Source organism: Nostoc sp. (assembly GCF_036917375.1).
Taxonomy (GTDB): Bacteria; Cyanobacteriota; Cyanobacteriia; order Cyanobacteriales; family Nostocaceae; genus Nostoc.
On sequence record NZ_JBALDN010000034.1, the window covers coordinates 1 to 26,938 of the forward strand.

The 26,938-nt window shown below is 40.7% G+C and carries 18 protein-coding genes and 1 pseudogene; 8 read left to right on the forward strand and 11 right to left on the reverse strand.

The features are described from left to right. Positions 1–120 precede the first annotated feature (120 nt). Positions 121–864 (forward strand): aldo/keto reductase, encoded by a 744-nt coding sequence (locus V7K45_RS08405; protein ID WP_335002258.1) that lies wholly within the window; start codon positions 121–123, stop codon positions 862–864. Between the two features lie 50 nt (positions 865–914). Here the strand turns inward: V7K45_RS08405 and V7K45_RS08410 are convergent, their stop codons facing one another. Next, positions 915–1,229, reverse strand: a complete 315-nt coding sequence (locus V7K45_RS08410) for a hypothetical protein (protein WP_335002260.1) — start codon at positions 1,227–1,229, stop codon at positions 915–917. A gap of 527 nt (positions 1,230–1,756) precedes the next feature. On the opposite strand from V7K45_RS08410, the gene V7K45_RS08415 reads away from it, so the two are divergent. The 3 genes from V7K45_RS08415 to V7K45_RS08425 all read left to right on the forward strand — a co-directional run bounded on the left by V7K45_RS08415 (position 1,757) and on the right by V7K45_RS08425 (position 5,373). Continuing rightward, complete coding sequence (locus V7K45_RS08415; RefSeq protein ID WP_335002262.1) at positions 1,757–2,473, forward strand: SDR family oxidoreductase; 717 nt, start codon at positions 1,757–1,759, stop codon at positions 2,471–2,473. Positions 2,474–2,529: 56 nt separating this feature from the next. After that, positions 2,530–3,279, forward strand: coding sequence for an SDR family oxidoreductase (locus tag V7K45_RS08420; RefSeq protein WP_335002264.1), 750 nt, complete (start codon positions 2,530–2,532; stop codon positions 3,277–3,279). A gap of 531 nt (positions 3,280–3,810) precedes the next feature. Further along, the gene (locus tag V7K45_RS08425; protein ID WP_335002266.1) at positions 3,811–5,373 is read left to right on the forward strand and encodes a TrbI/VirB10 family protein; all 1,563 of its coding nucleotides are present in this window, start codon (positions 3,811–3,813) and stop codon (positions 5,371–5,373) included. 588 nt (positions 5,374–5,961) lie between these two features. Here V7K45_RS08425 and V7K45_RS08430 read toward each other — a convergent pair. The 4 genes from V7K45_RS08430 to V7K45_RS08445 form a co-directional block, all read right to left on the reverse strand. Beyond that, on the reverse strand, positions 5,962–6,432 hold the full coding sequence (locus V7K45_RS08430) for an ankyrin repeat domain-containing protein (RefSeq protein WP_335002268.1): 471 nt from the start codon (positions 6,430–6,432) through the stop codon (positions 5,962–5,964). Positions 6,433–6,903: 471 nt separating this feature from the next. After that, on the reverse strand, positions 6,904–7,593 hold the full coding sequence (locus V7K45_RS08435) for an AraC family transcriptional regulator (RefSeq protein ID WP_335002270.1): 690 nt from the start codon (positions 7,591–7,593) through the stop codon (positions 6,904–6,906). Positions 7,594–7,775: 182 nt separating this feature from the next. Next, complete coding sequence (locus V7K45_RS08440; RefSeq protein ID WP_335002272.1) at positions 7,776–8,342, reverse strand: hypothetical protein; 567 nt, start codon at positions 8,340–8,342, stop codon at positions 7,776–7,778. A 1,450-nt stretch (positions 8,343–9,792) separates the two neighbouring features. Continuing rightward, positions 9,793–9,951: a hypothetical protein gene (locus V7K45_RS08445; RefSeq protein ID WP_335002274.1), complete on the reverse strand. Its 159-nt coding sequence runs from the start codon at positions 9,949–9,951 to the stop codon at positions 9,793–9,795. A 47-nt stretch (positions 9,952–9,998) separates the two neighbouring features. Here V7K45_RS08445 and V7K45_RS08450 point away from each other — a divergent pair, with 47 nt between their 5' ends. Next, positions 9,999–10,835, forward strand: a complete 837-nt coding sequence (locus tag V7K45_RS08450; RefSeq protein ID WP_335002276.1) for a hypothetical protein — start codon at positions 9,999–10,001, stop codon at positions 10,833–10,835. A 74-nt stretch (positions 10,836–10,909) separates the two neighbouring features. Beyond that, entirely contained in the window at positions 10,910–11,122 is a 213-nt protein-coding gene (locus V7K45_RS08455; protein WP_335002278.1) for a hypothetical protein, read from the forward strand. Positions 11,123–11,459: 337 nt separating this feature from the next. On the opposite strand, the gene V7K45_RS08460 is transcribed toward V7K45_RS08455, so the two are convergent. Both V7K45_RS08460 and V7K45_RS08465 read right to left on the reverse strand, forming a co-directional pair. Further along, positions 11,460–15,041, reverse strand: coding sequence for an NB-ARC domain-containing protein (locus V7K45_RS08460; protein ID WP_335002280.1), 3,582 nt, complete (start codon positions 15,039–15,041; stop codon positions 11,460–11,462). Positions 15,042–15,868: 827 nt separating this feature from the next. Then, positions 15,869–19,447: an NB-ARC domain-containing protein gene (locus tag V7K45_RS08465; RefSeq protein WP_335002283.1), complete on the reverse strand. Its 3,579-nt coding sequence runs from the start codon at positions 19,445–19,447 to the stop codon at positions 15,869–15,871. Between the two features lie 650 nt (positions 19,448–20,097). Between V7K45_RS08465 and V7K45_RS08470 the strand changes: the two genes are divergently transcribed. Together V7K45_RS08470 and V7K45_RS08475 are read left to right on the forward strand one after the other, a co-directional pair. Then, positions 20,098–20,235: a hypothetical protein gene (locus V7K45_RS08470; protein ID WP_335002285.1), complete on the forward strand. Its 138-nt coding sequence runs from the start codon at positions 20,098–20,100 to the stop codon at positions 20,233–20,235. Between the two features lie 150 nt (positions 20,236–20,385). After that, positions 20,386–21,102, forward strand: a pseudogene (locus V7K45_RS08475) (ISAs1 family transposase); the annotation flags it as partial. 394 nt (positions 21,103–21,496) lie between these two features. On the opposite strand, the gene V7K45_RS08480 reads toward V7K45_RS08475, so the two are convergent. From V7K45_RS08480 to V7K45_RS08495, 4 genes are all read right to left on the reverse strand, one after another. Beyond that, on the reverse strand, positions 21,497–22,819 hold the full coding sequence (locus V7K45_RS08480; RefSeq protein WP_335002287.1) for a cytochrome P450: 1,323 nt from the start codon (positions 22,817–22,819) through the stop codon (positions 21,497–21,499). Between the two features lie 97 nt (positions 22,820–22,916). Further along, positions 22,917–24,569, reverse strand: a complete 1,653-nt coding sequence (locus tag V7K45_RS08485; RefSeq protein ID WP_335002289.1) for a GMC family oxidoreductase — start codon at positions 24,567–24,569, stop codon at positions 22,917–22,919. 268 nt (positions 24,570–24,837) lie between these two features. Continuing rightward, complete coding sequence (locus V7K45_RS08490) at positions 24,838–25,779, reverse strand: NADP-dependent oxidoreductase (protein ID WP_335002291.1); 942 nt, start codon at positions 25,777–25,779, stop codon at positions 24,838–24,840. Positions 25,780–26,076: 297 nt separating this feature from the next. Then, positions 26,077–26,760: a VOC family protein gene (locus tag V7K45_RS08495; RefSeq protein ID WP_335002293.1), complete on the reverse strand. Its 684-nt coding sequence runs from the start codon at positions 26,758–26,760 to the stop codon at positions 26,077–26,079. Between the last annotated feature and the right edge of the window lie 178 nt (positions 26,761–26,938).

Below are 26,938 nucleotides of genomic sequence, written 5' to 3' on the forward strand. Positions count from 1 at the left end.
ACTAGCATTATTGTATTAAATATTTAGCTAATACGTAATAAGTGATTAACGATCGCTTGTTTTTGACCAGACCTCACAAAATCGCATTGCTCCCTTCTCGGTTTGGCAGGGCAACAGTTGATGGATGCTGTAACTGTTTTGTTGGCATTTGAAGCGGGAATCAATTACTTTTTCTTTTACAATTTGGAATCTGAAAACTTTTTGGGTGGCTTAAAATCTCTATTGGTAACAAAGCGTGAGCAAGTCTTGGTGGCAACGGGAAGTGAAAATCGGGATATACAATCTTTACGCCTTTACCTCGACTCTGTGCGCCATTGTTTAAATATCGATCGGGTGGATGTATTTTTTATTGAATATGTTTCGCCTGTTGACGACATGGCCCAGATTCAGGTGTTGCTTGATGAACTTCGCTCGTGGAAGGATTCTGGACTTGTGCGTTATATGGGAGTTACCACACACAACCGAGCTATTGCTTTAGAAATGATAGAGCGTCATCAGTGTGATGTGTTGATGCACCGCTACAATATGGCACATCGCAAAGCTGAAAATGACGTTCTGCCCAGCGCTTTTGAGGCAGGCGTTCCGGTAGTAGCGTTTACCTGTACTCGTTGGGAAACCTTACTCAAAGGTCATCCTCATTGGGAAGATAAACCACCACTAGCAGCAGACTGTTATCGCTATGCGCTAAGTAATTCAGCAGTACATTTGGCACTTACTGCCCCAAAAACTAGGCAGCAATTACAAGAAAACCTTTCTGTCTTACACTCACCCCAACTTTCCAAGCAAGAAGTAGCCCATTGGCAGGAGTATGGTAACTTGATTTACGGTCATGGGCAAGACGCATTTGATACTCAATGGGTTTAACTGGTAATGAACCAGACACAACCACAGCAACAAGAAAAAAGCGTGACCATCTATGACCGAGCAATTTTAGATGTTAGATTTTGGATTAAAATAAAAATCTGAAATCTGAAAGGTGAGAAAATCCCAGATAGCCGTTGTTTGGATATGAGATCCAAACCGATCTGCGATATCCATGACGAGTTCAAAGGCGTAGACAGAATCGAGTCCAAAACTGGCAAAAGCTTGGCTGGGATATTAAATTTTTCTGCAATCCAATCAATCAACCAATCTTGAATGGCGATTGAGCTATAAGAAGCGATCGCATAAATGGGAGTTGCCCAATCGATTTGAGAGTATATTGCCAACTCTAGCGGTTCGTTCGTCATCAATGGGTCGTTCTGCAATTTCGGGAATCAGAAATTTAGGTGCAGAAAATAATACCAATTCGCAATGGGCTTCGCCCCGCTACGCTAACGCAATTCGCAATTAAGAAACTTAGATGCAGCAAGACTTTCCTGATTTACATCTGTTGCCTCATTTTGGAGAATTGGTATAAGAGTTTGAGAAATAAAATCTGGGAATTTCATACTCATATTCAGCAAGCCTGAGTTTTTGATTGAATTAGGTCGAGTTTAAAACTTAGTTCGGTATACAGTAGAACCGAAAAAATGCAACCTTATTTCAAAACTTTAACCATTGTGTTTGTGGTTGTGTTTTGTAATTCTTAAACTAGAGACAAAATTAGGATGGCAATTGGCAGAAATCACTCATTAATCACACTTGTCCTTAATTTTTACACACTAGCAAAATCTAGTTAAGCACACTTTTCCCACTATTAATTCAGCTACTAGGGAGAAAACACTAACCGCAAAATTAAGTAACATATCCAACGACAAATTCAAAGGAAAGACACATGAATTTGCAAAATAAAGTTGTTATTATCACTGGAGCTAGTGGTGGGATCGGCGAGGCAGTGGCCAAGGAGTTAGACGCAGCAGGTATGAGTCTAATACTCACAGCGCGATCGCAAGATAAACTCGAACGGCTGGCCTCTAAACTACAAAACGCCAAAGTAGTTCCTGGTGAGATTACAAATTCTGAATTGCCACAGAAATTGATAGATTTTGCTATCCAAACTTTTGGTCAACTTGACGTAGTTTTCAACAACGCAGGCGTGATGACTGTAGGCCCAATTGAAAGTGTTGATATCGAAGCAATTTGCCAGATGGTTCGAGTCAATGTTGAATCTGCTTATAGAATAGCTTACACAGCATTGAGACACTTTAAGCAATCCGGCAGTGGATTTTTAATCAATACTTCAAGTATTGCTGGGCTAAAAACAACCCCACAATTAGGCGCTTACTGCGGTACTAAATTTGCCATTGAGGCCTTTACGGATTCCCTGCGTGTAGAACTTGCAGGAACTGACATTCGTGTATCAAGCATTGCTCCAGGTACTGTAGATACTGGCTTATATGAGAAGTGGGATGAGGAGCAAAAGAGTTTTGTCTATTCCGGAGGTGTACTGCAATCAGCAGACATTGCTCGTTGTGTTCGTTTCATCTTAGAACAGCCAGGTAACGTTCTGATTCCCAGGCTCTTGGTAGTTCCAGCTGCTGAACCAGTATAAAGCTATGTGAGTAAGTTTTAATTTACACTCTCGAAAAATATACAAAGGATACAATCATGAGTACAGAAAAAAGAGTTGCAGTGATTACAGGAAGCTACAAAGGTCTTGGTTTTGAGATTGCTAAAAAATTGGCAAAGTTTGACAATATTCAAGTAATTATAACTGGTCGCGATAAAGCAAAAGGATTGGAAGCCAAAGAAAAATTAGCTTCACAAGGTCAGGAAGTAGACTATCTACCTCTTGATGTCACTGATGATAAAAGTGTTGAAGACTTTGCAGCTGCATTACGCAAACAGTATGGGCGAGTAGACATATTAGTCAATAATGCAGGAGTAAACCCTGCAAAAGAACCGGAGGAAAGCAGTCTTCTTACTGCCAAATTGGATACAGTTATCTCGACATTTACAGTCAATACGGTTGGTCCTTTGCGTGTGTCTCAAGCACTAATTCCCCTAATGAAAGAGCGTAATTATGGGCGCATTGTTAATGTATCTACTGAAATGGCAACCTTGAATTTTATCAGTAATGATTTTTATCCTCTGGCTCCCTCATATCGCCTGTCAAAAATTGCTTTAAATGGACTGGCTTCTCTATTAGCAAAGGAATTGAAGGGCACTAATATTTTAGTCAATAACTATTCTCCTGGATGGATGAAAACTGATATTGGAGGAGCAGATGCGCCCTTGACCGCAGAAGAAGGCGCAGAAACAGCTGTTTATTTAGCTACACTGCCAGATGGTGGTTCTCAAGGTGGCTTTTTTGCAGAGATGAGAAAGTTTGGCGGGCCATTTCCTTTGCCTTGGTAACAATTATTATCAGGATAATATGAGTTAATGGAGATAATATCAAGTCTGAATGAACACTTATAATTGAGACTAATGTCAAAAGTGTTGATGATAAGCAATCAACCAGACATGATACCAAATTTTAGAATTGCTCTAGCATCCTTACGTTTGGATATATGTAAACAAAGCCTGCCAAAAGTAGGCTTTGTTTACATTATGAATATTTCACAAAAAACTTGATAAAAATTTATTCGATCGCCAAAATCTGAATGTATCTAAACGATCGGTTTACAACCCCCTAGACAAAATATTAGTTAATAATTCAAATAGTTTAGAAATCGCTCTTATTTATGATGTGATTTGCGTAGACAGGGGGCAACAAGTAACGGGAAATAAAGCTTATTAGTCGTACTGAGCTTTTTCAGAAATAAAATATGATTCCTATATTTATTTATCTAGTCGAATAGGGCTAATTTAAAATTAAATTTAAAAATATAAAATGTATAACTTACAAAATAATAATTGTTCGAAAAATGAACCCTCAGTTATACAATGATTAAAGATTCAATTACTTCAAAAACATCTGCACAAAATTTATATACTCTAACCTGGGATAAATCTTCATCAGAAATAAACTCTTTAGAGTGGGAATCACAAATTGCAAGTTTGGTTGGCTTGGAAGAAGAATCTCCTATCATTGAAGTCCCGGCTTTAATAGATTCTACTGCTTTAGATCAGTCAGTTTCGCAACCACAAGAATTTGAGACTAAACAACTTCTCTCATTTAACCCGTTTGCCAAGTTAGGCTTCGTGGGGACTACTACCTTAGCTATAGTTTTGTTCGTGGCTGGGTTTTTATCCCAGCTGAAAAACACCAGCAGTGAAAAGCCAAAAAATAATATTGTTGTCTCACAAGTGCGATCGCAACTAACTACTGCATCCAGTTATCAAGGGCTAAAAGAAGAAATAGAAATTCTAAAAACGAAATTAGCCCTGACTGAACAAACAGAATCGATCAAAGCTACACAACAAAACCTTGAAAGTAAAAAATTAAAGCCTCGTCAGCTTGTAGTAACTTTAAATGTAGAACCGTCAGGTGATAAAAATAAACAGCCAATTCAACCGCAAAGAACACCAACACCTATAGTTTCTCGGTATAGGATAGCCACAGTTAAACGAGTAACTCAACCTTTACAGTTGTCATCTGTAAAGCCAGACACGCAATCAGTGGTTAATTTTACTCCACCACCCGCACCAAACCCAATCACAACATGGACAAGGTTAGCAAAAATAGGTAGCTATGGTCAGGTAAATTTTACTAGTAAACCAAATAGTAGAATTAATAATTATGCAAATAAACAAAATATACAGGTGGCGCGACAGATACCAAATTCTAATGCTAACCGAATCCAATCACGGACAACTTATATGGTGAGCCAAGTACAATCACCAAACTCAAAATTGGTAGCAGTGGGAACTACAGCTAAAGCTGTATTAGCAACAGCTGTATTTGGGGAAACTACTAAAGCAAAAAGTAACAAAAATCAAGACGGAAACAAAAACGTATTTGTTGTGCGTTTAAAACAACCATTAAAATCTGTCGATGGTGCGATCGCTTTACCTGCTAACACCGAGTTATTAACTGAAGTTAGTTCTATTTCCCAACAGGGTTTACTAAAGCTGGATGTAGTAAAAGTCATTGTGCAAAATAATCGCACCCTCACAGAAAAAAGCTTACCGCAAAATGCTATGACTATTCGCGCTCCCCAAGGTAAACCTTTAATAGCAAACCAATTTCCTAATCAAGGATCATCCATTACTGGGATGGATGTAGGATTATTTTTCTTAGGTGCTGCTGGTAAAGCAGGAGAGTTATATAATCGTACTGATTCCCAAATTACTATAACCAGCAACAGCACAGAATATACCAGTAATAACTCTAGAGGCAACATCTTAGCAGGTTTGGTAGAAGGCGGCATAAACACTATAGTTCCCAAAATTTCCCAGCGAAATCAACAGGCTATCTCTCAAATAAGGATGCAAGGTACTAATATTTGGTTTTTGCACGCAGGCAAAGATATTGAAATATATATCAATCAAGCTATGCGGTTTTAGATTTTAGTATCAGAATTTTTGTCTTATACAGCGACAACTCAAAAGCTCCTTTCAGATATTAACTGTTTAATCAATAGACTTGTCTTGAAATTGAAGAATTCAGCAGTCAGAATCAAGACACTCTCTACTAGACGCTACGCATAGCTTGCTTCATAGACTTGTCTTGAAATTGAAGAATTCAGCAGTCAGAATCAAGACACTCTCTACTAGACGCTACGCATAGCTTGCTTCTCCGTAGCCCGGATTTCTCACAAAGATTTATTTAAACACTAACCCAAAACGTTTATGCCACTTAGACTTGAGATAAAATACCCCGTTCAGATACTGTTGTAATTCGTGCAGTATCTAAAACAGTCCAAATCTAAGCTCAATAAAGGTTTGGGTAATAGCGATGCCTACGGCGGCAAGCTACGCACCGCTTGTGAGAAATGAAGGGGTAGGAGTACAGGAGTACGCGGACACGGTTTAGCTGCGCTATCTGCCAGTCGTACAAAATTACTTCTGAATTCTGTTTTAATAAGGCAGGTATAGTATTTAGGCGATGCAAGTAGAAATCAATAAATTTGAGATTCAAGCACAGTCTGCTTATTACCCAGAAAGCATGGCAACAATCTCTTTACGCCCATTTTTTTTGGCAATATCTAAAGGAGTGTTTCCGTTCTTACCTTTGATATCTAAGCGAGCACCTGCGTTTACCAAGAGCCTGACTCCTTCAATATTGTCCTGCCAAACTGCATCGTGTAGTGCAGTATATCCGTTATAAGGGCCTTGGGCATCTATATTAATCCCATATTCAATCAGAATTTTCATAACCTCTGGATGTCTCAAATAGGCAGAGGCGTGAAGTGCAGTGGCCTTCATATTGGAGTCAACCGCGTGAATATCAGCACCAGCGTCAAGGAGTAGTTTTACCATTTCTGATTGACCGTTAGCAGAACTGATGATCAGGAGGCTATTTCCACTGCTGTCTGTTTGGTCAACGTTTACGCCAGTTTCTATGAATTTTTTAGCATCTTTAAGGTTGTTATTAATTACCGCAGCAATTAAATTAGGATTCATATTTGTAGGATTAAAAACTTAAAGGGTGTTTTGCTGGTTAAGAGTTGACTGTTGACTGCTAATTGCTCTTAAGCTTTGATTAGTTAGGGACTCCATCTAACGATCGATAGACTTATTGCAGAACTTGAGGAAAGAAGCGAGATTAAAGATTATAGGGAAATTCAGTCTCTTTAACCGTTTTTTATTCTCCTGTTCCTAACTTTTGTAAAAGTAATTTTGCCAGAGGTCTAATAAGCCAATATAACATTGATGAATTCAAATATTAAATTCAAAATCTCAAAATTTTAACCTGTTTCATTTGCGTCTTTGCAAAAAAACTAAATTTATACTCGAAAATCAGCTATTTTGCTACAAAAATGCACAAAAACATATAGATTAGTTTTGTTCAAATTCAAAAGCATAAATCATTTTTGGATAATGATAATGTTTAATTACAAATCTCCCAAACTTAAATAAAAGTCAAAAATGATTTCAACACGATTCGCAAGTTGAAACTAAGGTTATGTGTATCAAACCATTGTCTATTTTTGCAACCGAACCATTTTCGCTTTTTAACATAAGTACTTCATTAGCAACAGTACTCTTATTAAAAATCGCAGCAATCTCTTGGATACAGGCTTGCAACCGTTGAGCTTCTGCAAAAGTTACAGTTGTGGGTTCTTGGTTGATTAATTCACTTGAGCTTGCCTCTTGCGGGACTCTTTGCCAACATGGGATGCTCTTACTCCGATGCGACCTTCGCCATGTTTGCGGGGTTGTCTTGTGGAGCCGGAGGAATTGGCGACCGAAATGGCGTCTATCTAGATAACCCACAGCTTCAGCAATCTGCTCTACCGATTGGTCTGTTTCTATAAGCAGACGGCGTGCCTCTACCATACGACGCTCAACAATCCAACAGAGTACGGTTTTTCCAGTCTCTCGCCGTACAAGGTCGGTGAGGTAGGCAGGGGATCGACTGACCGCCTCAGCCACCTCTCTAAGACTAATTGAATTATGATAATTTGTCTCAATAAATCGAAAAACCTGGCTTAACAAAGGTTGGGACTGAAACAAGAACTTTTCAAAACTTGTCAGTATCGCCGTATTAATAGCGATGTTAACATTATGAGAGTCGATGCCATTTAATAAATAATTGTAGTCCATCACTTTAGCCTCATTCATTGTATTAAATACACTTGGATGTTATCTCAACTTATCTGAACTACAGGCGAATCTAAATATTTTTCATTTCATATAAAGTCTCAGTTAACCCCAGAAAATAATTCACTGAATTTTATAAGTTTTATTCATTCATTCATTCATTCATTCATTCATTTATAAATTTACACTGATAACTAATTTAGTCAACGCCTGATCCAATACAGCAATTCATCAGAGGCATAAACGTCACGATAAAAACTAAGTTGCTCGCATTTTAAGTAGCACGCACCTCGATGTCCACGTCGAAGCAAAGTTTCGTTTCCCTTGGCGATGACTTCGTTCGTTTCATCATCGAAACAATTCCATTCAGAATAGATAACTTCACTATTGAACATAATAATTGGCCAAGCTATTGTTACGCTTGGTTGAGCAAGAATTGCCCACCTGCTTACTTCTCTATCTGTCGCTGCGGTTCTGCCATAAAAAGGTCCATCAGCACAGAAATATACAAGATTATTGGCATACTCATCTGCTAAAATATCTCCTCGTCCTTGTCGTAGCGCTTCACAGTGGGTTGGCCACCAATGTTTATTTTCCTGTTCTACTTGCTCTAAACTGTATTCTAGAGTTATTTCAGGTAAAGTATCATTACGTAGAGAAAGATATGTCTCTGAATCTCTAAGTAGTTTTATTGCTAGTTCATTAGAAACTAGCTCCGGCTTGGAGTAATCTACTAACAGATCGTTGTAGTAGTTGGTTCGCTTCGTCATTTCAAGCCTCTACAATCTTTTAGCAGCTAGCAAAATTAGAGGAGAAAGCCCCATGTATCAATCGGGGGATATAACTGAGTAAGTTAGTGGTAAAAGATATTGAGAGTGAGTATTTTTCCCAATATCTTTGCGTATAATTATCTATTTCAACATTTGTTTTAGCTAGTTAAGATAGAAAACTTAAGCGGAAAAGTTTGTGTTTTTCAAGTTAATTTTAGGCAAAGCTCCAACTGAAGAGGTTTTTAGCCAACGCTAAATGGAAATAACAGGTTTTGCTAACTTTGCTAAAATTTGCATCTTGTACCATTCTTAAGCAGTCGGTTATTTCAGTAAGCACACAGTTTTTGTACATCAACCAAAATAGGTCATTTCAGGCATTTATCAATCATCCTTCGATAAATAGCGTAGGCGTAGCCCGCCCTTCGGCTCCTTTCGACTTCTCTACGAGACGCTACGCGAACGCTCAAGGCAAGTCGCTCAGTGGCCACCGCAGGGCAGGCATCGCCTAAAAAGTGTCAAAAATCAAGGTTAAATGGCTAAAACTTCTACCATTATTTGGGTTTCCTGTCAATGCATAAGTCCTAGCACAGTCTTACCAAATTTAATTCGCTAAGAACTTATGCAAAGCTGCACTAAGATGTTATCTTTTGCCAAAGCAGTTTTTACAGATGTAGGTTTTTGTACGTTTTTGAAAAATAAAATCGCGCTATTGCTCGCGTATCAAGCTTTTTAGGCGAAATAGTACATTTGTCTGTGCAACTTTAAATTTGAAGGGGAGAATGTCACAGGAAAAAAAGAACTTATCTTTATCTTAAGTTTCTTATCTTGAGTTGCAAAAGTTTTGTAAAGTTAGCAAACTTAACTGCAACAGGCATCAGTCAACCAACCACATAAATGAAGGTGCGTAAGATGAGTATTAGCAATGCTGCGAAACTTTAGATTCGTATACATTGCCTCTGGATAAACTCCTTCGGTTGCAGATTGAGTCTGCTACCGAACGGTTTTGACTACCAGCAAGGCACTTTGGCAGGATACGAGATGCAGGAGTATTTACTTCTAATTCTCTCGCCACTAAGTGGAATACCTCTATGACGGAGGTTTGCAATAGGGAAGACAGATGACAATGCTCATGCTTTGCTTCTTTAACCAGCACTGCAACTAAAGGGCAGTTTGGACTTTGTTTGACACTATCCGATCGAAATAACCGTTGCTTCTAATTAAATGTGCAGGATGGTAATAAAACACATCCTGTATGCAATTGATTTAGTCATAACATAAAAGCTTCCTGTTAGTTTCCCTAAGCCTTATACACGAATGAAGCCGTTTGTCAATCAGGTTTCTGTCAATACATAAGTCCTAAGGATATGGGATTTTCTCGCCATCTAAGTCATCTTTAACTACCCCTTTTGTTGCGATGTCCAGCGAAACTCACAATTGGACATTGCGTTTATCAAAGAAAGTCGGCAAATTTCCATATCTTGGTAGCTAAGGCGGCGCTCAAGATGCTGGAAGACATAAAAATGCAATATGCATTTGGTATTTCGATAGGTGCGATGGCGTAACCGCCCACCGTAGGCGATCGCATTCCTCTAGCATTCCAATACCACAAGCTGTAAGACAGTTCAATTTACTTAAATGTAAGTTAGGAAACGAACTATGCGTAATGACTTGTTAATTAATACTGAATCAGCGTGTTTAGTGCCTGACGAAACAGCGATCGAGACTGCTAACTACACTCAAAGGCATCGAGCCAGTTCTGCAAAAGGTGGCGATCGCTCCGCCTTAAATATAATTGATGCACAGAGGTTAGCTCAAACTCAGAAGCTTTTAGATAGAGCGATCGCAGATGCTTGGTACACAGTCAAGAGCGATCGCAGACCACCAAAACTGACCCGTACACGCTGGGTATGGCGACTTACAGGGCTTTACCATCTGTGCCACTCCACCACTCGACTGATGGAGGAAGCTGCTCAAAGCTTTGCTTTTGCAAACCGTAAGAGTTTAGCACAATGGGCTACAGAAAAAGCGAGAGAGGAAGCGGGTCACGACCAACTTGCCTTGCTCGATATCCGGTCGATGGGATATAAAGCCGAGGCTGTTGTGGAAGCACTTGTTCCTCCCGCTGCAAAGGCTTTGATGGATCACTTTACCAGAAGCGTGCGGGACTCAGATCCAATCGGTTGCGTGGGGTATTCCTATACCGGGGAACGCCTAGCGATATGCAGAGGAGTGGAGTATATCCAGATGGTAGAGGCATTGCTACCACCGGATACCAATGCTACCCGCTGCCTGCGGGTACATAGTGCCGTTGGCAGTGATGTGAAGCATGTAGAGGACACGATTGAGATGATTGCAGAGCTTAGTGATGATGAGCGTGTTCGCGTTGCGAGAGCCTGTTACAAAGCAGCGTTGTTGCGCTTTAGCCCACCTAAGGAAAACTACATATCAGATGAGGAAATTGAGAATGTTTTAAAACCACTAGTGCTCGCTTAATTCCCGAACAACCAAAGACAACTCGTCTAAAACACCTTTAACAATATAACTCAAATAGCTACAAGGAGAAGAGAATGAAAACTACAACCGCTACAGTTATCGATCGGCAATCAATAGAAACTACACCAGCTACAGTTATCGATCGGCAATTTTTGAGTCCCGATTATTGCAGCCTCATTAAGAACAGCTTAGAGGTTTTGGATAACATGGAGATCGATTTGGAAAGCATTATGGTTAAGGAATTCGCGCGAGGATTGCCAAGCGATATTGACGGCAGCGATGTTTAATTGTTGCTTACCTGTGTATTTTAATAAATCAGGTTTGAGCTAACACATGATGTCCCTGATTGTCTAGTCACTATCAAGTGAGTGTTTAAAGAAGCTTTGAGGCTGGTTTAACCTAACTACTGTGACAAATAGACAGTCAGGGATTAACGCTTATTACCTGATATTTCAGTCATATTTTGTGGTGAGTTTCTCTAGGGAGTGTAGTCTCTTCAGGTTTGGTATAACTAATCTTTGTAAGTCTTTGGCTTTGTCCTGTTTATTATTACATCTTTTACTTTGTACAAAGCTTATAAAGCTTTCCAACTTGTGGTTAATAGTTAGAGATATCTGGAATAATTTAACTGTTAGATAAGCTATTTTCGGAAGTAACTGCTCCAAGAAGTTTCAACACAGAAATCGTTGCGCCAGTTATACCTGTAACCTCTTGAATATTTGTTCCCTCATACAATTTCTTAGGTTTCAAAATCTTTAAGCACTCACTCGCACTCACATTCCAAAGTCGAATTGTATCGTCAGTGCTGCTACTAGCCAAAGTTTGATTATCTGGGCTAAAAGCTACTGACCAGACGAAAGCCGAATGTCCGCACAATATTTTTTTGCACTCACCAGTACTGAGATCCCACAACTTTATTGTATGATCGGGACTGCTACTAGCTAGGGTTTGACCATCTTCACTAAAGGCGACTGTTTTAACGATAGAATTATTCTCACCAACCTTAAAAATCTTGAAACAAGTACTATTTTTGACACTCCACAACCGGATTGTTCCGTCATAACCACCGCTTGCCAGCAGTTCACCATCTGGACTAAAAGCAATTGACCAAACCCAATTTTTATGTCCTTTTAGGGTTTCTTTGCACTCACCAGTACTAACATCCCAGAACTTTATTGTGTGATCCCATCCACCACTCGCCACTGTCCTCCCATCTGGACTGAAGGCGACTGATGAAACCGCAGCATGATGTCCCAGGAACGTTTGCAAGGCTTGACCTGTATTTACATCCCATAGCTTCACAGTTTGATCGTCACTACCGCTTACCAACATTTGCCCACCTGGACTGAAGGCGACTGACGTAACCGCAGCACGATGTCCCAGGAAGGTTTGCAAGGCTTGACCCGTATTCACATTCCATAGCTTCATGGTTCGATCGTCACTGCCGCTTATCAACATTTGCCCATCTCGACTGAAGGCAACCGATCGAACTGCACCACAATGCCTCAGGAAAGTTTGCAAGGCTTTACCCGTATTGATATCCCATAGTCTCACTGCGCGGTCTTGACTGCCACTTGCCAGCGTTCTTCTATCTGAACTAAAGGCAACTGACCAGGAATGGCTAGTATACCCAACGAAAGTTTTAAGACATTGACCAGTGCTAACGTTCCATACTTTTATGGTTTGGTCATCACTGCTACTGGCAAGAAGATCGCTTTGCAAATTAAAGGCAACAGAAAGCACCCAACCAGAATGTCCTTCAAGAGTTCTCAGACATTCACCAGTGCTAATGTTCCATAGCCTCACTGTCTGGTCGAGACTACCACTAGCGATGAAATTGCCTTGAGGACTAATTGCAGATGACCAAACTGGGGCACGATGCCCATGTAGACTTTTGATACATTCACCAGTGTTTAAGTCCCACAATTTCACTGTGTGGTCATCGCTACTACTCACTAGTATTTGGCCGTCTGGACTGAAAGTGATTGACCGTACCCCATCATCATGTCCATGAAAAATTCTTTTGCATTCATCACTGTTAATATCCCACAACCTAACTGTGTTGTCATCACTACCGCTCGCTAGGGTCTTTCCGTCTGGACTAAAGGCTACTGATATTACCCAATTTGTATGCCCCGAAAAAGTTCTCAGGCATTCACCAGTCCTAACATCCCATAGCTTTATTGTGCGATCGTTACTGGCACTGACTAACGTGTTACCATCTGGACTAAAGGCTACTGACCAAATCTCATTACTATGTTTTTGAAAGGTTTGCAGACATCGCCCTCTGCCAATATCCCACAGGCGCACGGTATAGTCACTGCTCCCACTAGCAAGGATACTACCATCTGGACTAAAGGCTAGTGAAGGAATCCAGTTAGTATGTCCCTTACAAGTTAGAAAGTGCTTCCAATCCGAAACTTGGTAAAAGTGGATCTCGCCACCAGTATCACCCATTGCCAAAAGTTTTCCATCGGGGCTAAAGGCTACCGATGAAACTCCACCAAAAGTTTCAGCAAAAACAGACCGATCGAAATTGGCGTTTTGAAAATTGACATCGTGCAATTTCACATTTCGTAGGTCTGCTTGCCAAACACTCAGAAAAGAAAAATCATAACCGCTGAGGTCAGTTCCTAAATAACAAAGCAGATTGAGAACATTCCCAGCTGTATAACTATGTTCTAAGGGTGATGTTCTTCGTGACTTTGCTATAATTTCAGTCAGCTGATTTTCTAGGTTTCTTTTGCTTCTTAAGACAGCGACTAAGCCATCTATAACTGGCTTCAGGATGACGCGAATTTGAGTTTCCCTCACGTAGTCTTTTGCCGTCGCTTTCATCAAGGCATGACACCTGAACAAATCAAGATTCTGAGTTTTAATCTCCTGACAAACTATTTCTATCAATCGCTGAGTTACATACTCCATGACTACAGGTTGTAGTGTGAAGAGTGTTGTGTTTTTCTCAACTAGCGATCGCCTTGCCAGAGATTCCAGAGCCTCCAGTAAGTTTTGTGGTGGAATTGGTGATACAATATCCTCTCGTATTTCTGATAATGAAACTGGCTCGCGATTGATTGCTAGCCAGTACATAATATCCTTCTCTAAATTTGCCAAGCGCGAAAACTGCTGGTCTAGCAGATCGCGAATGCTGCCAAAAACAGCTGTGTAATGTTGCAGAAATTCAGCGACATTACCATCAAAAACATCTTGGATTGTTGTCGCTACTATCTTCAAAGCTAAGGCATTGCCTGCATAACGCTCGACTACTGCTGGTAATTCTGACTCTGAGCCAGAAAAACCTTTGGCTTCAAAGATTTTTTGCCCTGCTACAACCTCTAAACCACTGAGTTGCAATGAACGAACAGGTAGTGCTTGTCCTTCGTGTGATGCCACATCTTGAGGTTTTTCGCGAGAAGTCAGCAGCAAGGTACTTTGATGCATGACTTGTCCCAAGCGTTCGATCAGTAAGCCATAATCTTCATAGCCTTCTCGATAGCATCCAGCACAAGCGCCTGCTTGCAAAATAGTCTCAACATTATCTAATACGATTAAACAGCGCTGTTTCTGCAAATATTCAATTAGTTGTGATATTCTGCCATCTACACTTTTTGCTAAGTCTGTTTCTAATACTTGCTCGTGAGATAAAAATTGAATTAAATTTGCCAGCAGGTCAAAAAGTGGGGGAGCATTGTAGAGCGATCGCCAAATAATGTACTCAAACCATCCTTGAACCTTTTGTGATAACTTGGCAGCAAGGGAGGTTTTACCGATTCCTCCCATTCCTAACAGCGCCACTACTCGACAGCGTTCTTGGATTAGCCATTGCTCTAGTAGAGTCAGTTCATCTGTACGTCCATAGAAAACAGATACATCTACCATCTCTCCCCAATCAACACGCTTGGGGTTCTTCAAGTCTTCCTGCCCTTTTAAATTAGAATCTGGGCTTGTATAATCGCTTACATCCAATTCTAAATTAAACATCATAAACAAACGCACAAGTGTCCGTTTGTCAACCCCGGTTTCGCGAGTTACTACCTTTCTAAAGGTTACAGGAGTGATCCCAGCTTGTTCGCTTAATTCTTCTAAGGTACATTTGGAGCCATTATTTTCCCTAAATTCCCACTCAAGTTTGGCATTCTGAAGCTTTTGCCAGCCTTCACGAGTCAGTATAAGCCCACGATTACGTTTGGGTTTCTCCGGTTTCATAATTTCTTAGGAAGAATTGTATTTGGAGTAATAGGTTTCTATCGGTGGCGTGTAGAAAAGGGAATTATTAGTAAATTAGAGTTGTTATAACAAACCTAAATAATTGGGCAAGCCTACTGATAGCATAGATTTCAGAAATCTGATTTCAGATAGCTAAAACCGAAAGAGTAGAACAGCTTAATTATTTAGACGTTATTAATCGACAAATCTATTATTAGCCAACTAAGAGTTCATTTGTAAATTGATACCCAATAAACCATAATTTTCTTGATAAATATCCTCTGAATTAAGTTAAAAATTATTTACTTTAATAGAAGAATAGAAGCAAATTTTAATTTGCTTTTGATAACTTTAGTTAATTTTGATTACTAAGTAGTTTACTATATAACGGTACTTGAAAACTCATTAAAAGTCAATTACAATAGCTAGAAAAATGCTGCTAATTTAAAAATTCAATTTCCGGCAAACGAGAAAATAATTTTGGAGGAATATTGTGAGAAATGCAGCGAACAAAAAGCGATGTAACTTGAGAGATGGTACGCTCACTTAAAAAATATTTAGAGGGTAGCTAAAGTTGTTGGTAACTTTGGAAACTCATACTTAGAAGGTAAGCTATCGTATATCTAACTTTCCAGAACAAAGTCCAAGTCCCTAAAATAGGCAAAAATAGGCAGTTAAATCTCCAATTTATGCAAGCAAGTTAAATACGCAATAGGTTATGAGTTTTCAAATATCTGTAATTTTTTATATGCAACAAATAAATTCAAAAGCCGTGTCTTAGCCCCAGGCTCAACACAAAGTGAAGCGAAGTCAACCCAAGGAGAAAGTCAATTTTGAATTGCTCCTAAAACTTTCAGAGAAGCAATAGTTGCTTGAGTTAAACCTGTAACACCAGTAATGTTCATTCCCTCATAAGGTCTTTCGTTTCTTAAAGTTTTTAGGCATTCTCCTGTCAAAACATCCCATAATTTAACAGTTTCATCTTCGCTGCCACTTACCAGAGTTCGACCATCCGGACTAAAGGCAACCGATCTTATCCAGTGGGTATGACCATGCAAAGTTTTGATACATTGACCGGAATGGACATCCCACAACTTTACGGTTTGATCTACGCTCCCGCTAGCCAAAAGTTTACCTTCAGGACTAAAAGCAACTGATAATACCCAGCTTGTGTGTCCTAACAAAATTTTGAGACATTCACCTGTGCTAACATCCCAAAGCTTCACAGTTTTATCTTTACTGCTACTCGCTAAGGTCTTACCTTCAGGACTGAAAGCAACTGACAATACCCAACTTGTATGTCCCGACAAAATTTTGAAACATTCACTTGTGCTAATATCCCAGAGTTTCACTGTTTGGTCATCACTGCCACTGGCCAGAATTTTACCTTCAGGACTGAAAGCAACCGACCATACCCCATGACTATGTTCCAAAATCTTCAAAACTTGACCAGTATTGACATCCCAAAGCCTTACAGTTTTGTCATCACTGCCACTGGCCAGAATTTTACCTCCAGGAGCAAAGGCAACTGACTTTATCCACCCAGTATGTCCCTGTAAGATGTTGCAGCATTGGCAGGTTCTGCTATCCCACAATCTCACAAGTCGATCGTAACTGCCACTTGCCAAGATATTACCTTGAGGACTAAAGGCAACGGTTCGGACTCGATTAGGGTGTCCCTGCAAAGTTTTGTAGCACTTCCCATCCCCGACATCCCAGAGTTTTACGGTTTGGTCATTACTGCTACTAATTATGGTCTGACCACTAGGAGCAAAGGCAACAGACCACACCCCATTATTGTATCCCTGCAAGTTTCTTAAGGCTTGACCAGTGCTAACATCCCAAAACCTCACAGTTTGGTCATCACTACCACTGACCAAGGTTTGACCATCTGGACTGAAAACAACAGACCAGACAAAACTTGTGTGTCCCTGTAAAGTTTTGAGGCACTCTCCTGTGCGGAAATTCCATAGCTTTACAGTTTGGTCATCACTGCCGCTAGCCAGAATATTACCATTAGGAGCAAAGGCGACTGACCTAACTCTGTCACTATGTCCTTGGAAAGTTCTCAGGCACGTCCCATCGAAGATACTCCAGAGTTTCACAGTTTGGTCATCACCACCACTAACCAAGGTTTGACCATCCAGATTGAAAGCAACAGAGGAAACCGAACTGGTGTGTCCCTGCAAAGTTTTGAGGCATTCCCCTGTGCGGAAATTCCAGAGCTTCACGGTTTTATCGCTGCTAGCACTGGCGAGAATTTTACCTTGAGGATTAAAAACTACAGATAATACTGAATCAGTATGTTCCCATAAAGTTTTGTAACACTTACTATCCGGAATACTCCACAAACGCACTGCTCGATCGTCGCTGCCAGAAGCTAGAATTTCACCTTGAGGACTGAAGGCAACAGATTGTACCCGCTCAGGATGTCCTGTTAAAGTTTTCAAGCATTTACCTGTGTTAACATCCCACAATTTCAGATTGTGGTCAGTACCTCCACTGCAAAGAGTACTACCATTCGGACTGAAGGCGATCGCTCGAACCCAATCAATATGTCCTAAACAGGTCAAAAGTTGTTCGCCCTGAGCAAAGTCTCGCCACAAGCAAATCTTGCCATTTGCGTCACTCGCCGCTAAAATCTTTCCGTCGGGACTGAATGCTACTGCGGAAATTTTACTGAAATTTTTAGTAAAAACCGATTTAGATAAATTAGCGTTTTGGAAATTGACTTGAGGTAAACTTATACCCCGCATATCTACTTGCCAAACGCTTAGGTTAGAAAAATCATAACCTCTTAAATCTGTCTTTAACTGACGCAGTAAGTTGAGAATATTTCCGCTTGTATACCCAGGTTCCAGTGGAGATTCTCCTTGCAGCTTGACTAAGATTTCGTTTAAATGATTTTCTAGTCTTGTTTGGGTTTTAAAAATAGTGATAAGTTCATCTATAACGGGCTTAATAATTAAGCGTATTTGAGTTTCTCTAGTGTAGTCTTTGGACTGAGCTTTACTTAAAGCATAATACTTAAGAAGCACAATCTCTTGAGTTGTGATTTCTTGATAAGTCTGATCGATTAATTTACTAGTCACATACTCCATTACTACAGAGTGTAATGCGAAGAGTAAAGCACTTTTTCCATTTAGCGTTGGCTGAAATTTATCGATGAGACTTCGCCCGATCAAAGATTCTAGAGCTTCTAATAACTTGTGTGGTATTACTAATGAAGTTAAATCTTCTTGCAAATTGCAGAGTGAAATTGGCTCGCGATTAATTGCCAGCCAGTACATAACCACACGTTCTAAATTAGATAAACGCTCAAATTGTTGTTCTAAAACAGCACAGATATCGCCAAAAATAGCTGTCTTTTGCTTCAAAAACTCAGAAAGATCGCCATTGAAGACATCTTGAATAGTCGTTGCAACTATCTTCAAAGCCAATGGATTACCAGAATAAAGCTCAATCAGTGCTTTCTGTTGTGACTCTGCTCCAGAAAGACCTTTGAGGTAAAAAATTTTTTTTCCTTCTTCTTCTTTCAGACCCCTCACTTGTAATGAGCGAACAGCCAGTGTTTCTCCTGCGAGTGATGCTATATCTTTGGGTTTTTCACGTGAAGTCAGCAGCAAGGTACTTTGATGCATAACTTGTCCCAAGCGTTCGATTAGTAAGCCATAATCTTCATAGCCTTCTCGATAACATCCAGCATAAGCGCCTGTCTGCAAAATAGTCTCAACATTATCTAATACGATTAAACAGCGCTGTTTCTGCAAATATTCAATTAGTTGTGATATTCTGCTATCTACACTTTTTGCTAAGTTAGTTTCTAATACTTGCTGGTTAGATAAAAATTGAATTAAATTTGCCAGCAGGTCAAAAAGTGGGGGAGCATTATAGAGCGATCGCCAAATAATGTACTCAAACCATCCTTGAACCTTTTGTGATAACTTGGCAGCTAGAGAGGTTTTACCAATTCCTCCCATTCCTAGCAGCGCCACTACTCGACAGCGTTCCTGGATTAGCCATTGCTCTAGTAGAGTCAGTTCATCTGTGCGTCCATAGAAAACAGATACATCCACCATCTCTCCCCAATCAACACGTTTGGGGAATTTCGAGGCTTGAAGTCTCTCCAAATCAGTATTTAGCTTAAAATAATCTTGGCGATTTAGCTCTAAGTTAAACGCCATGAATAAATAAACTAGCGTTCGTTTGTCAACCCCTTCTTGGTTGGTAAGTATCTTTGCAACTGTATTTGAAGTTAATCCAGCGCGTTCACTTATTTCTTCCAAGGTGTACTTAGAGCCGGATTTTTCTCGAAGTTCCCCTTCAAGTTTCGCCTTTTGAAGCTTTTGCCAGCCTTCACGAGTGAGGATAACGCCACGATTTCGTTTTGGCTTGTGCCCATTCATAAATTATGAATACCTATTTGTTACAGCAAAAGTTCATGACCAGCCTTTTAAAGAGCCGATCTCTATTGTCACTTTTAGCTTAAAGCCTAGTCATACATGGAATCAGGACTAACATCTAAAAAATGGGAGGCAATGCTAATTTGCCAAACATGTCCCTTTGTGAATGGGCACTTATAAAGGGCGATCGCATACACTACTCACTGAGGAGTGAGTAAAGAAATAACTTAATAAAGGTTTATCACAGATAGTTTAAGCATTTATTATGTAAGTTCCAAAATAAGTTTTAAGTTTCAGCCATCATCTCTCACTTTCTTGAAGGCCTAACTCTAACGAAAATGGTAGGCAGCCAGGATTGGCAGCTACCCACTTCTTAGGTAAGACTAAAATTATACTTAAGCGCTGATGCCATCTCCCATATTTGATGCTTTTGTAGAAGCCAGCCCCGTCAGTATAATCGTGCGAGTCCTGATGGAAAAATTTTTTGGTTTACTTACTTTAGACGTATTTACTAAACAAGAATATGAACAGCAAATCTTAATAACTTTTAATAGAAAATAATCCGCAAGAAATAGATTTAACCTCAAAGCCACATGTTACATTTAACCTATTGTTAACCTATTGCTTGATTGAGCTATTGGGTAATCGAGGAAATGACTAAAAGTATCATTAATCACGAGAAATTAAGTCTGTCGAGTAAAATATCATCTGACTTAATCTCTACACAACAAATTAATAAAGTTAAACATAATACAACTAAAGCGATGGCAGAGCAGGGCAAACGCATCTAAATATTGACAAAGTAGTAAGTAGAGATGTGTATATTAGTATTCATGTACTACATAGAAAAGATAAAGACAGCGATCGCGTGGTATGGATGTAAGCAATGCAACGCCTGATGGTAAAGTCATTGTAAAAGCAGCAATATTGCCCCATAAAGCGTGAAACTCAAGCCCAAAATCACAATTGCTGACCATTTTGCACAGATGTCAGACCCACGAATAGATCGCACGAAGCGACACAATTTAATTGATATTTTGACTATCGCCATTTGTGCAGTGATATGTGGAGCGGATAGTTGGGTAGCGATAGAACTGTATGGCTGTACGAAGTATGAGTGGTTAAAAACGTTTTTGGATTTACCAAATGGGATACCATCACACGATACATTTGCACAAATAGATCCGCAGCAATTTCAAACATGTTTCTTAAATTGGATGAAATCAATACAGAAAACAACTGAAGGAGAAGTTGTTGCAATTGATGGTAAAACTTTACGTGGTTCTTATGATAAAAGTACTGACTCTTGTGCAATTCAAATGGTGAGTGCTTGGGCAACAACAAATAAATTAGTTTTAGGACAAGTAAAGGTAGACGGAGAATCGAATGAAATCACGGCAATTCCAGAATTATTAAAGTTATTAGAACTATCTGGATGTATCGTGACGATTGATGCAATCGGATGCCAAAAAGAAATTGTGAAGTTGATTACACAACAGAATGCAGATTACGTGATTACCCTAAAAAAGAATCAAGGTAATCTGTACGATCAAGTAGAAAAGCTATTGAAATCAGAGATAAAGACGGGTTTTCAAGAGTTTCAACATAGCACATATAAAAGAGAAGAATATGGGCATGGTCGTCATGAAATCCGCCACGTTGAATATTTTACATAAAAGTTTTATTCTCTAGATAAACATAATTTTATGTATTCAATAATTCAATTATTTTAGTATTAATGATTAATCATTCAGGTGAAATAAGCTAATTCAGATTTTGAAGAAAAGTTGATTTATTTGATTTATCTTTTATTCAATTTTTAGAATTATTTATGTCATGTTGAAATCTTCCTTAGTTTTTATTAGTAAATAAGATGCGTTTGCCCTGATTATTTGCCGCAATGGAATTATACAGCAGTGCCGCAGACCCCATAATTTATGGATCTTATTTTATCCTCATTCCTTAACGGCTGAGCTGCGCCAATACCAGCCAAAGTATCTGGTACAAAAAAGTTTTGGGATGCAAACCCAGCCATCTAGGATCGCAAAGTTTCTATCGACGATGTAGTGTCATTTGAATGCCATAGCGAGGTGTAAATGACTTCTGAGGACATGGTTCGAGTTGTTGGCCAGGTACTAATCGTGCTTGCCAGTGCTGTGCCAGAGTTGCTAAGATCAGTGCGTCTTTTGTCGGCGCGAAGTCTCGACCAGCGCACTGTCGAGGACCAGCGCTAAAGGGAAAATAGGAAAACTCTGGGCGAGCTGCTTGTGCCTCTTGAGTCCAGCGCAAAGGGTCAAAGTGATCGGGATTGGGAAAGTAGCGGCGATCGCGATGCAGCAAACGCTGGCTAAACAGCAAAATTGAGCCAGCTGGCACCAGATAATCACCAAATGATACATCATCCCGAACAAAACGTCCGACGATCCATACAGAAGGATACAGTCGTCGTACCTCTTTGAGTAGCATCTCTGTGTAGGGTAGGTTCGGCAAATCTTCAAAAGTTGGCGTACGTCCTGCTAACACGCTTGTAAGCTCGGCGTGTAACCGTGCCTCAACCTCAGGGTCTTGTGAGAGTAGATACCACGCCCAAGACAAGGTTGTCGCTGTCACTTCATGCATGGAAAACATTATTTTTAGTGCTTGGTCAGCGATCTGCTCATCACTAGTAAGTTGCCCATTCTCCTGTTGTTTTAACAACCAAAAAAACAGAGACCTCGAATCAGGTGGGGCAGCACGGTGAGCCTGTATCAAGCTTAACATCAAGTTCAGCATATAAGAACGGGCTGCCTCCGCTTCTGGTGTCAGAGACACGGGTGTAGAGGGTACCAAGTCATTTAACAATGCAGCGATCGGGTCAAAGCCATAGCCAACATCCATTGTGACAATTGCATCAGCAACTTTTCCAGCTTCTGCTTCCACATCTGCTTGAAACAGCGTCTTAAAAACAATCTCCAACGTAATACGCATCACTTCCTTGTAAATATCCACCCTCAGCAGGTCATGTTCCTGGTGGATAGCATCCCAACGACCATCTGCATGTAGAGCAGCATCGACCATTATTGGAGCATAAGTTGTACCTAATTGACCTTCAAACAGAGGTAAGATCCCGCTTATCTGGTGTAAGTAAGTTCCTTCTGAAGTTGTATCTTTGCGTTTAGCAAAGTAGCTAGACTTGTTAACGAATACGTCGCGGATAAAGTCAGGATGATTAAGTAAGTAAATGTCTTGAGTTCCAAAAGGTAGACGTACAATATCGCCGTAGGTCTGTACGAGATTAGCCACGAAAGAGACAGGATCGTAATTGCGTAACCCTTGCAAGGTATTATCAAAGGTCGCTTCCGTAGGACTTGGCACAGTTGTATATGTGGTTGGCATAGAATTATCCTAAAATTCTTAATTACATAGTCAAGCTAGTGGATTTAATCTCACCGAAGTCTTCCCACGGGGAGAGACTTCGGCTTAGGTTTTACCTTCAAACTTTATCAGCCAGAGCAATTACTCTTGACTCTTTTTCGAGTTGGGAATCTAGTCCCAGAGGCAAGGAAGAAGGAGACAGCTCATTACTGAAACGTTGTAACCTCGAATCCGATCCTTGGGAAATCATATCTGCTGCTTTTTCACCAATCATCAAACATGCAGCGTTCGTGTTCCCACTTACAACCGCAGGCATGATGGAAGCATCCGCCACTCGTAGCCCCTCAATTCCGTACACTCGCAATTGCGGATCTACTACCGCCATAGCATCACGTCCCATTTTGCAGGTGCATGAGGGATGCCACTCGGTTCTGCACAATTGACGGATGCTCTCACGTAATTGTTGTTTTGTTTTGACCTGCGATCCGGGTGATAATTCTTTAATGCCCATTTTCTCGAAGGGAGGCGTACTCATTATTTCACGGCTGAGTTCAATTCCCCTCATCAGCGTTTCCATATCAATGTCAAACTGCATGTAGTTTGTTCTAACAACTGCCAGATCCATTGGATTTTTAGAACGCAGGGTAACACTGCCCTTACTATGCGGCCGTAGAAGGGTTGGTACGCAGTTAAAATGTGTGCCCCCAATAAAAAGCTCTTGTTGGCCAAACATAAAGGGACTGAACTCGAATTGTAAATCAGGTGCGGTATCCTCCATCCCACTACGGCTATGAGTAAATAAACCAACTTCGGTGATTACAGGTGGTACAGGCTGTTCCTGTTTGCATTCATATCCGATATCGAGCAGTACATGATCTTGCAAGTTTTCTCCAACCCCTGGCAAATCTACTACAACAGCAATATCATGTGCCTTTAAGTGGTCAGCAGGACCAATCCCTGCTAACATCAATAACTTGGGTGAGACAAATGGCCCAGCACTCAAGATAACTTCACGCTCTACCACAACTGTATGCACAATGCCTTCTTGGAGATACTCGACTCCGACAACGCGTGTCCCTTCCAACAAAAGACGAGTTACATAGGCCTTTGTCTGGAGCGTTAAGTTCGGACGGTTTAAAGCCGGTTCCAAGTATGCAACAGAAGCACTGCATCGTTTGCCATCTTTAGTGTGGGCATATTGATACATGCCTACACCACCCACTTGTTCTGCACCGTTGAAATCCCAGGGTGGAGATTTAAATCCTAGTTCAACTGCTCCTTCTATGAAGGCCTGGGAAATAGGCGATGGGTTTGTATAATCAACAATGCGAATTGGACCGCCAACTCCATGATATTCAGATGCACCGCCCGCGTAGTCTTCCATTTTTTTGAAGTATGGTAAGACCTGACGATAGCTCCAGCCCTCGCAGCCAAGATAGTTCCAGTAATCATAATCGTGTCGGCTACCCCGTACATGAATCATGCCATTGATGGAACTGCCACCGCCTACAACCTTACCCTGTGAAATGGGCAACTTGCGTCTACCAATATACTTTTCCTCCTCAGTAACATACTGCCAATCAGCTTCCGTGTTCCACGCCTCTGTAAAAAAAGAGCGCAAGTCCGAATTACGGAAAGCAGGTTTGCGATCTGTGTCTCCTGCTTCCAGCAGCAGAACGTTAATAGCTGGATTTTCACTCAGACGGCTAGCAATAACACAGCCTGTTGTACCAGCCCCAACGATAATATAGTCAAACGTTTGATTGCTCATACTTTTCAACTCAAATTAAATGATTTGTTTGTTTAACTTTGAAGACTTCTCGGTTTTGGTAGCAAGCGAACAAAAATGTATACTAAGTCCATGAAGTATACAGGGAAAGCATTTTAGTACTTAACAAACTTTGTCGAGTTTCAACTCTTTTAAACTAACGGAGTCAAGATAATATACATTTCTGATCGATCGCTACTTGGACTTCTATTGAAAAACTGGTTTCAAGCGCAGGAATGCTAGTCACATCGATTACGCTAAACCCTAAGTATTATCTGACCTGGAGAGCTATCTTCCCCCGCACATGACCGCTTTGGCTCAAATCATGAGCCTGACGCACTTCAGAAAGGGGCAAAACTTTGTCAACTAAGGGTTTGAGCTTTCCAGTATCAATCAGAGTGGCGATCGCTCTCAATTGCTCTGCACTAGGTCGGACTCCAATTCCTTTTCCGTTGACGCCATAATTAGCACCGTCTTCGTCAGATGGGAAAGGTGGGACGGTGGAGACTAAAGTACCACCTTTTTTGATAACTTGCCAAGAGCGTTCTCGTGTTTCACCACCGATCAAGTCCAACACAAGATCCACATCTTCGATCGCATCTTCAAAGCGTGTTGTCTTGTAGTCAATCACTTTATCAGCACCAAGATCGCTGACAAACTTGTGGTTGTTCGCTGAGGCGGTACCAATAACGCGAGATCCTTTAGTCTTTGCTAGTTGGACAGCCATCGAGCCAACTCCACCGGCTGCTCCGTGGATGAGAACAGTTTGTGCCGGAGTTAAACTACCTACCTCGAACAACGACTGCCAAGCAGTCAGCGCGGCTACTGGTACTGAAGCTGCCTCAATGAAGTCTAAGGATCTGGGCTTTGCTGCCACATCAGACTCGCGTACCACTGCATATTCTGCATACATACCGATCTCTGCTTGGGGCATGCCATAAATAGCATCGCCAACTTTAAAGTCTGTAACGCCTGTCCCGACAGACTCGACAATGCCGGCTAGGTCGCATCCCAAAGTTATCGGCATGGGAAAGTCCATTATGGAGCGCATATATCCGGCACGGACTTTCCAATCTAACGGATTGACAGTTGTAGCATACACACGAATCAGCATCTCACCTGCATTGGGTCTAGGAAGCGGTACATCTTCATAAAGAAGTACGTCCGACTCCCCATAAGAATGTATGCGGACTGCCTTCATTGTTGTTACCATGATTTGTATCCTTATTTGATCGAGGTCTTCAAAGAACTTAATTGTGCGGATTTAATTACCTATTTTTCCGCTAACTATAAAGCCATCTGTACTAAGTACTGATGCACCTATATGGAATCTCATTAATAAAAGATGAAATTCTTTTCAGAACTGGGTGTAGGGGTGTAGAGAAAATCTAGCCTATGTTGATTCGCTCGTGTCTTGATTTCAAAACTACTTCTTTGCCTGACCCCTTTAACTCAAAAGTCGGTCATGTTCGGGTTTGCGCTTATCTTAGTACCATTCATATCTGTGTGGTTAAAGTACTTTTCCTTGAACCATCTCAATAAGTTCACCGTCAATGCCTCGGCAATAAGCAAGTCGGACGCTAAGAGTTGCTTGGCCGCTTGGGTCGCCACTGAGAACGAAATCAGCAGGCTCCCCGTTCCAAGTCTTGTCATTAAACACGAAACTGTAGGGTTGTGCACCAGCCTTTATGGCACGCTCATAATAAAAGTCGGTGTTGTCGGCTCGCAGCGCTATATGATTCCATACATCATATCCCACTCGCTCGCTAGCGGGTGTACCTCCTGCAACGATTTCTACATAGTTACCATCGCCCATATCCATAAGTTGAACGCGCCTGACCACATCGAAAAATTGCCCTGTCGGAAGAATTGTTTGGGCTGAGTTCCAGCCATACCTCTTACGCGCACCAAAACCTTGCTCATAAAAGCGGATTGTTGCGTCGATATCGTAGGAAAGTAGGGCAGAATGATGCAGCCCCGGACCTTGTATCCGATGTATTTTCTTTTTTTTCCATGTCCCTAAATATTCTCCTGATTCTTGCGGGTCTTGCGACAATGCGGGCTTGGAGCTTAATGTAGATAACCCTACAGTGCTTGCAACTAAACTTGTTAAAAACGAGCTCCCAATCAGCAATTGCCGACGCGTGAATGGATTCTTTGGGCTTCTTTGCATTGTTTTATCTGTGTCTTTCATGTAAGTTAATTTTTATTCCTAAACTATCGTGTAGAAAAGAGCGAAAAAAAGAAGAAGTTCCAAGAATCAAGGAGCAAGGGATAGAAAAGTCCCTCTACCTTTTTGTCCCAATTTCTCCCTTAAACGACCAACTCTTAGGCTTAATAAGCCTGCCATTTCTTTCATAACCTAGACCTGG

Bases quoted from the DNA above. Each gene is read 5' to 3' on its own strand.
- V7K45_RS08405 (WP_335002258.1), top strand. From the start codon at position 121: ATGGATGCTGTAACTGTTTTGTTGGCATTTGAAGCGGGAATCAATTAC.
- V7K45_RS08410 (WP_335002260.1), bottom strand. From the start codon at position 1,229: ATGACGAACGAACCGCTAGAGTTGGCAATATACTCTCAAATCGATTGG.
- V7K45_RS08415 (WP_335002262.1), top strand. From the start codon at position 1,757: ATGAATTTGCAAAATAAAGTTGTTATTATCACTGGAGCTAGTGGTGGG.
- V7K45_RS08420 (WP_335002264.1), top strand. From the start codon at position 2,530: ATGAGTACAGAAAAAAGAGTTGCAGTGATTACAGGAAGCTACAAAGGT.
- V7K45_RS08425 (WP_335002266.1), top strand. From the start codon at position 3,811: ATGATTAAAGATTCAATTACTTCAAAAACATCTGCACAAAATTTATAT.
- V7K45_RS08430 (WP_335002268.1), bottom strand. From the start codon at position 6,432: ATGAATCCTAATTTAATTGCTGCGGTAATTAATAACAACCTTAAAGAT.
- V7K45_RS08435 (WP_335002270.1), bottom strand. From the start codon at position 7,593: ATGAATGAGGCTAAAGTGATGGACTACAATTATTTATTAAATGGCATC.
- V7K45_RS08440 (WP_335002272.1), bottom strand. From the start codon at position 8,342: ATGACGAAGCGAACCAACTACTACAACGATCTGTTAGTAGATTACTCC.
- V7K45_RS08450 (WP_335002276.1), top strand. From the start codon at position 9,999: ATGCGTAATGACTTGTTAATTAATACTGAATCAGCGTGTTTAGTGCCT.
- V7K45_RS08455 (WP_335002278.1), top strand. From the start codon at position 10,910: ATGAAAACTACAACCGCTACAGTTATCGATCGGCAATCAATAGAAACT.
- V7K45_RS08460 (WP_335002280.1), bottom strand. From the start codon at position 15,041: ATGAAACCGGAGAAACCCAAACGTAATCGTGGGCTTATACTGACTCGT.
- V7K45_RS08465 (WP_335002283.1), bottom strand. From the start codon at position 19,447: ATGAATGGGCACAAGCCAAAACGAAATCGTGGCGTTATCCTCACTCGT.
- V7K45_RS08470 (WP_335002285.1), top strand. From the start codon at position 20,098: ATGACTAAAAGTATCATTAATCACGAGAAATTAAGTCTGTCGAGTAAA.
- V7K45_RS08480 (WP_335002287.1), bottom strand. From the start codon at position 22,819: ATGCCAACCACATATACAACTGTGCCAAGTCCTACGGAAGCGACCTTT.
- V7K45_RS08485 (WP_335002289.1), bottom strand. From the start codon at position 24,569: ATGAGCAATCAAACGTTTGACTATATTATCGTTGGGGCTGGTACAACA.
- V7K45_RS08490 (WP_335002291.1), bottom strand. From the start codon at position 25,779: ATGGTAACAACAATGAAGGCAGTCCGCATACATTCTTATGGGGAGTCG.
- V7K45_RS08495 (WP_335002293.1), bottom strand. From the start codon at position 26,760: ATGAAAGACACAGATAAAACAATGCAAAGAAGCCCAAAGAATCCATTC.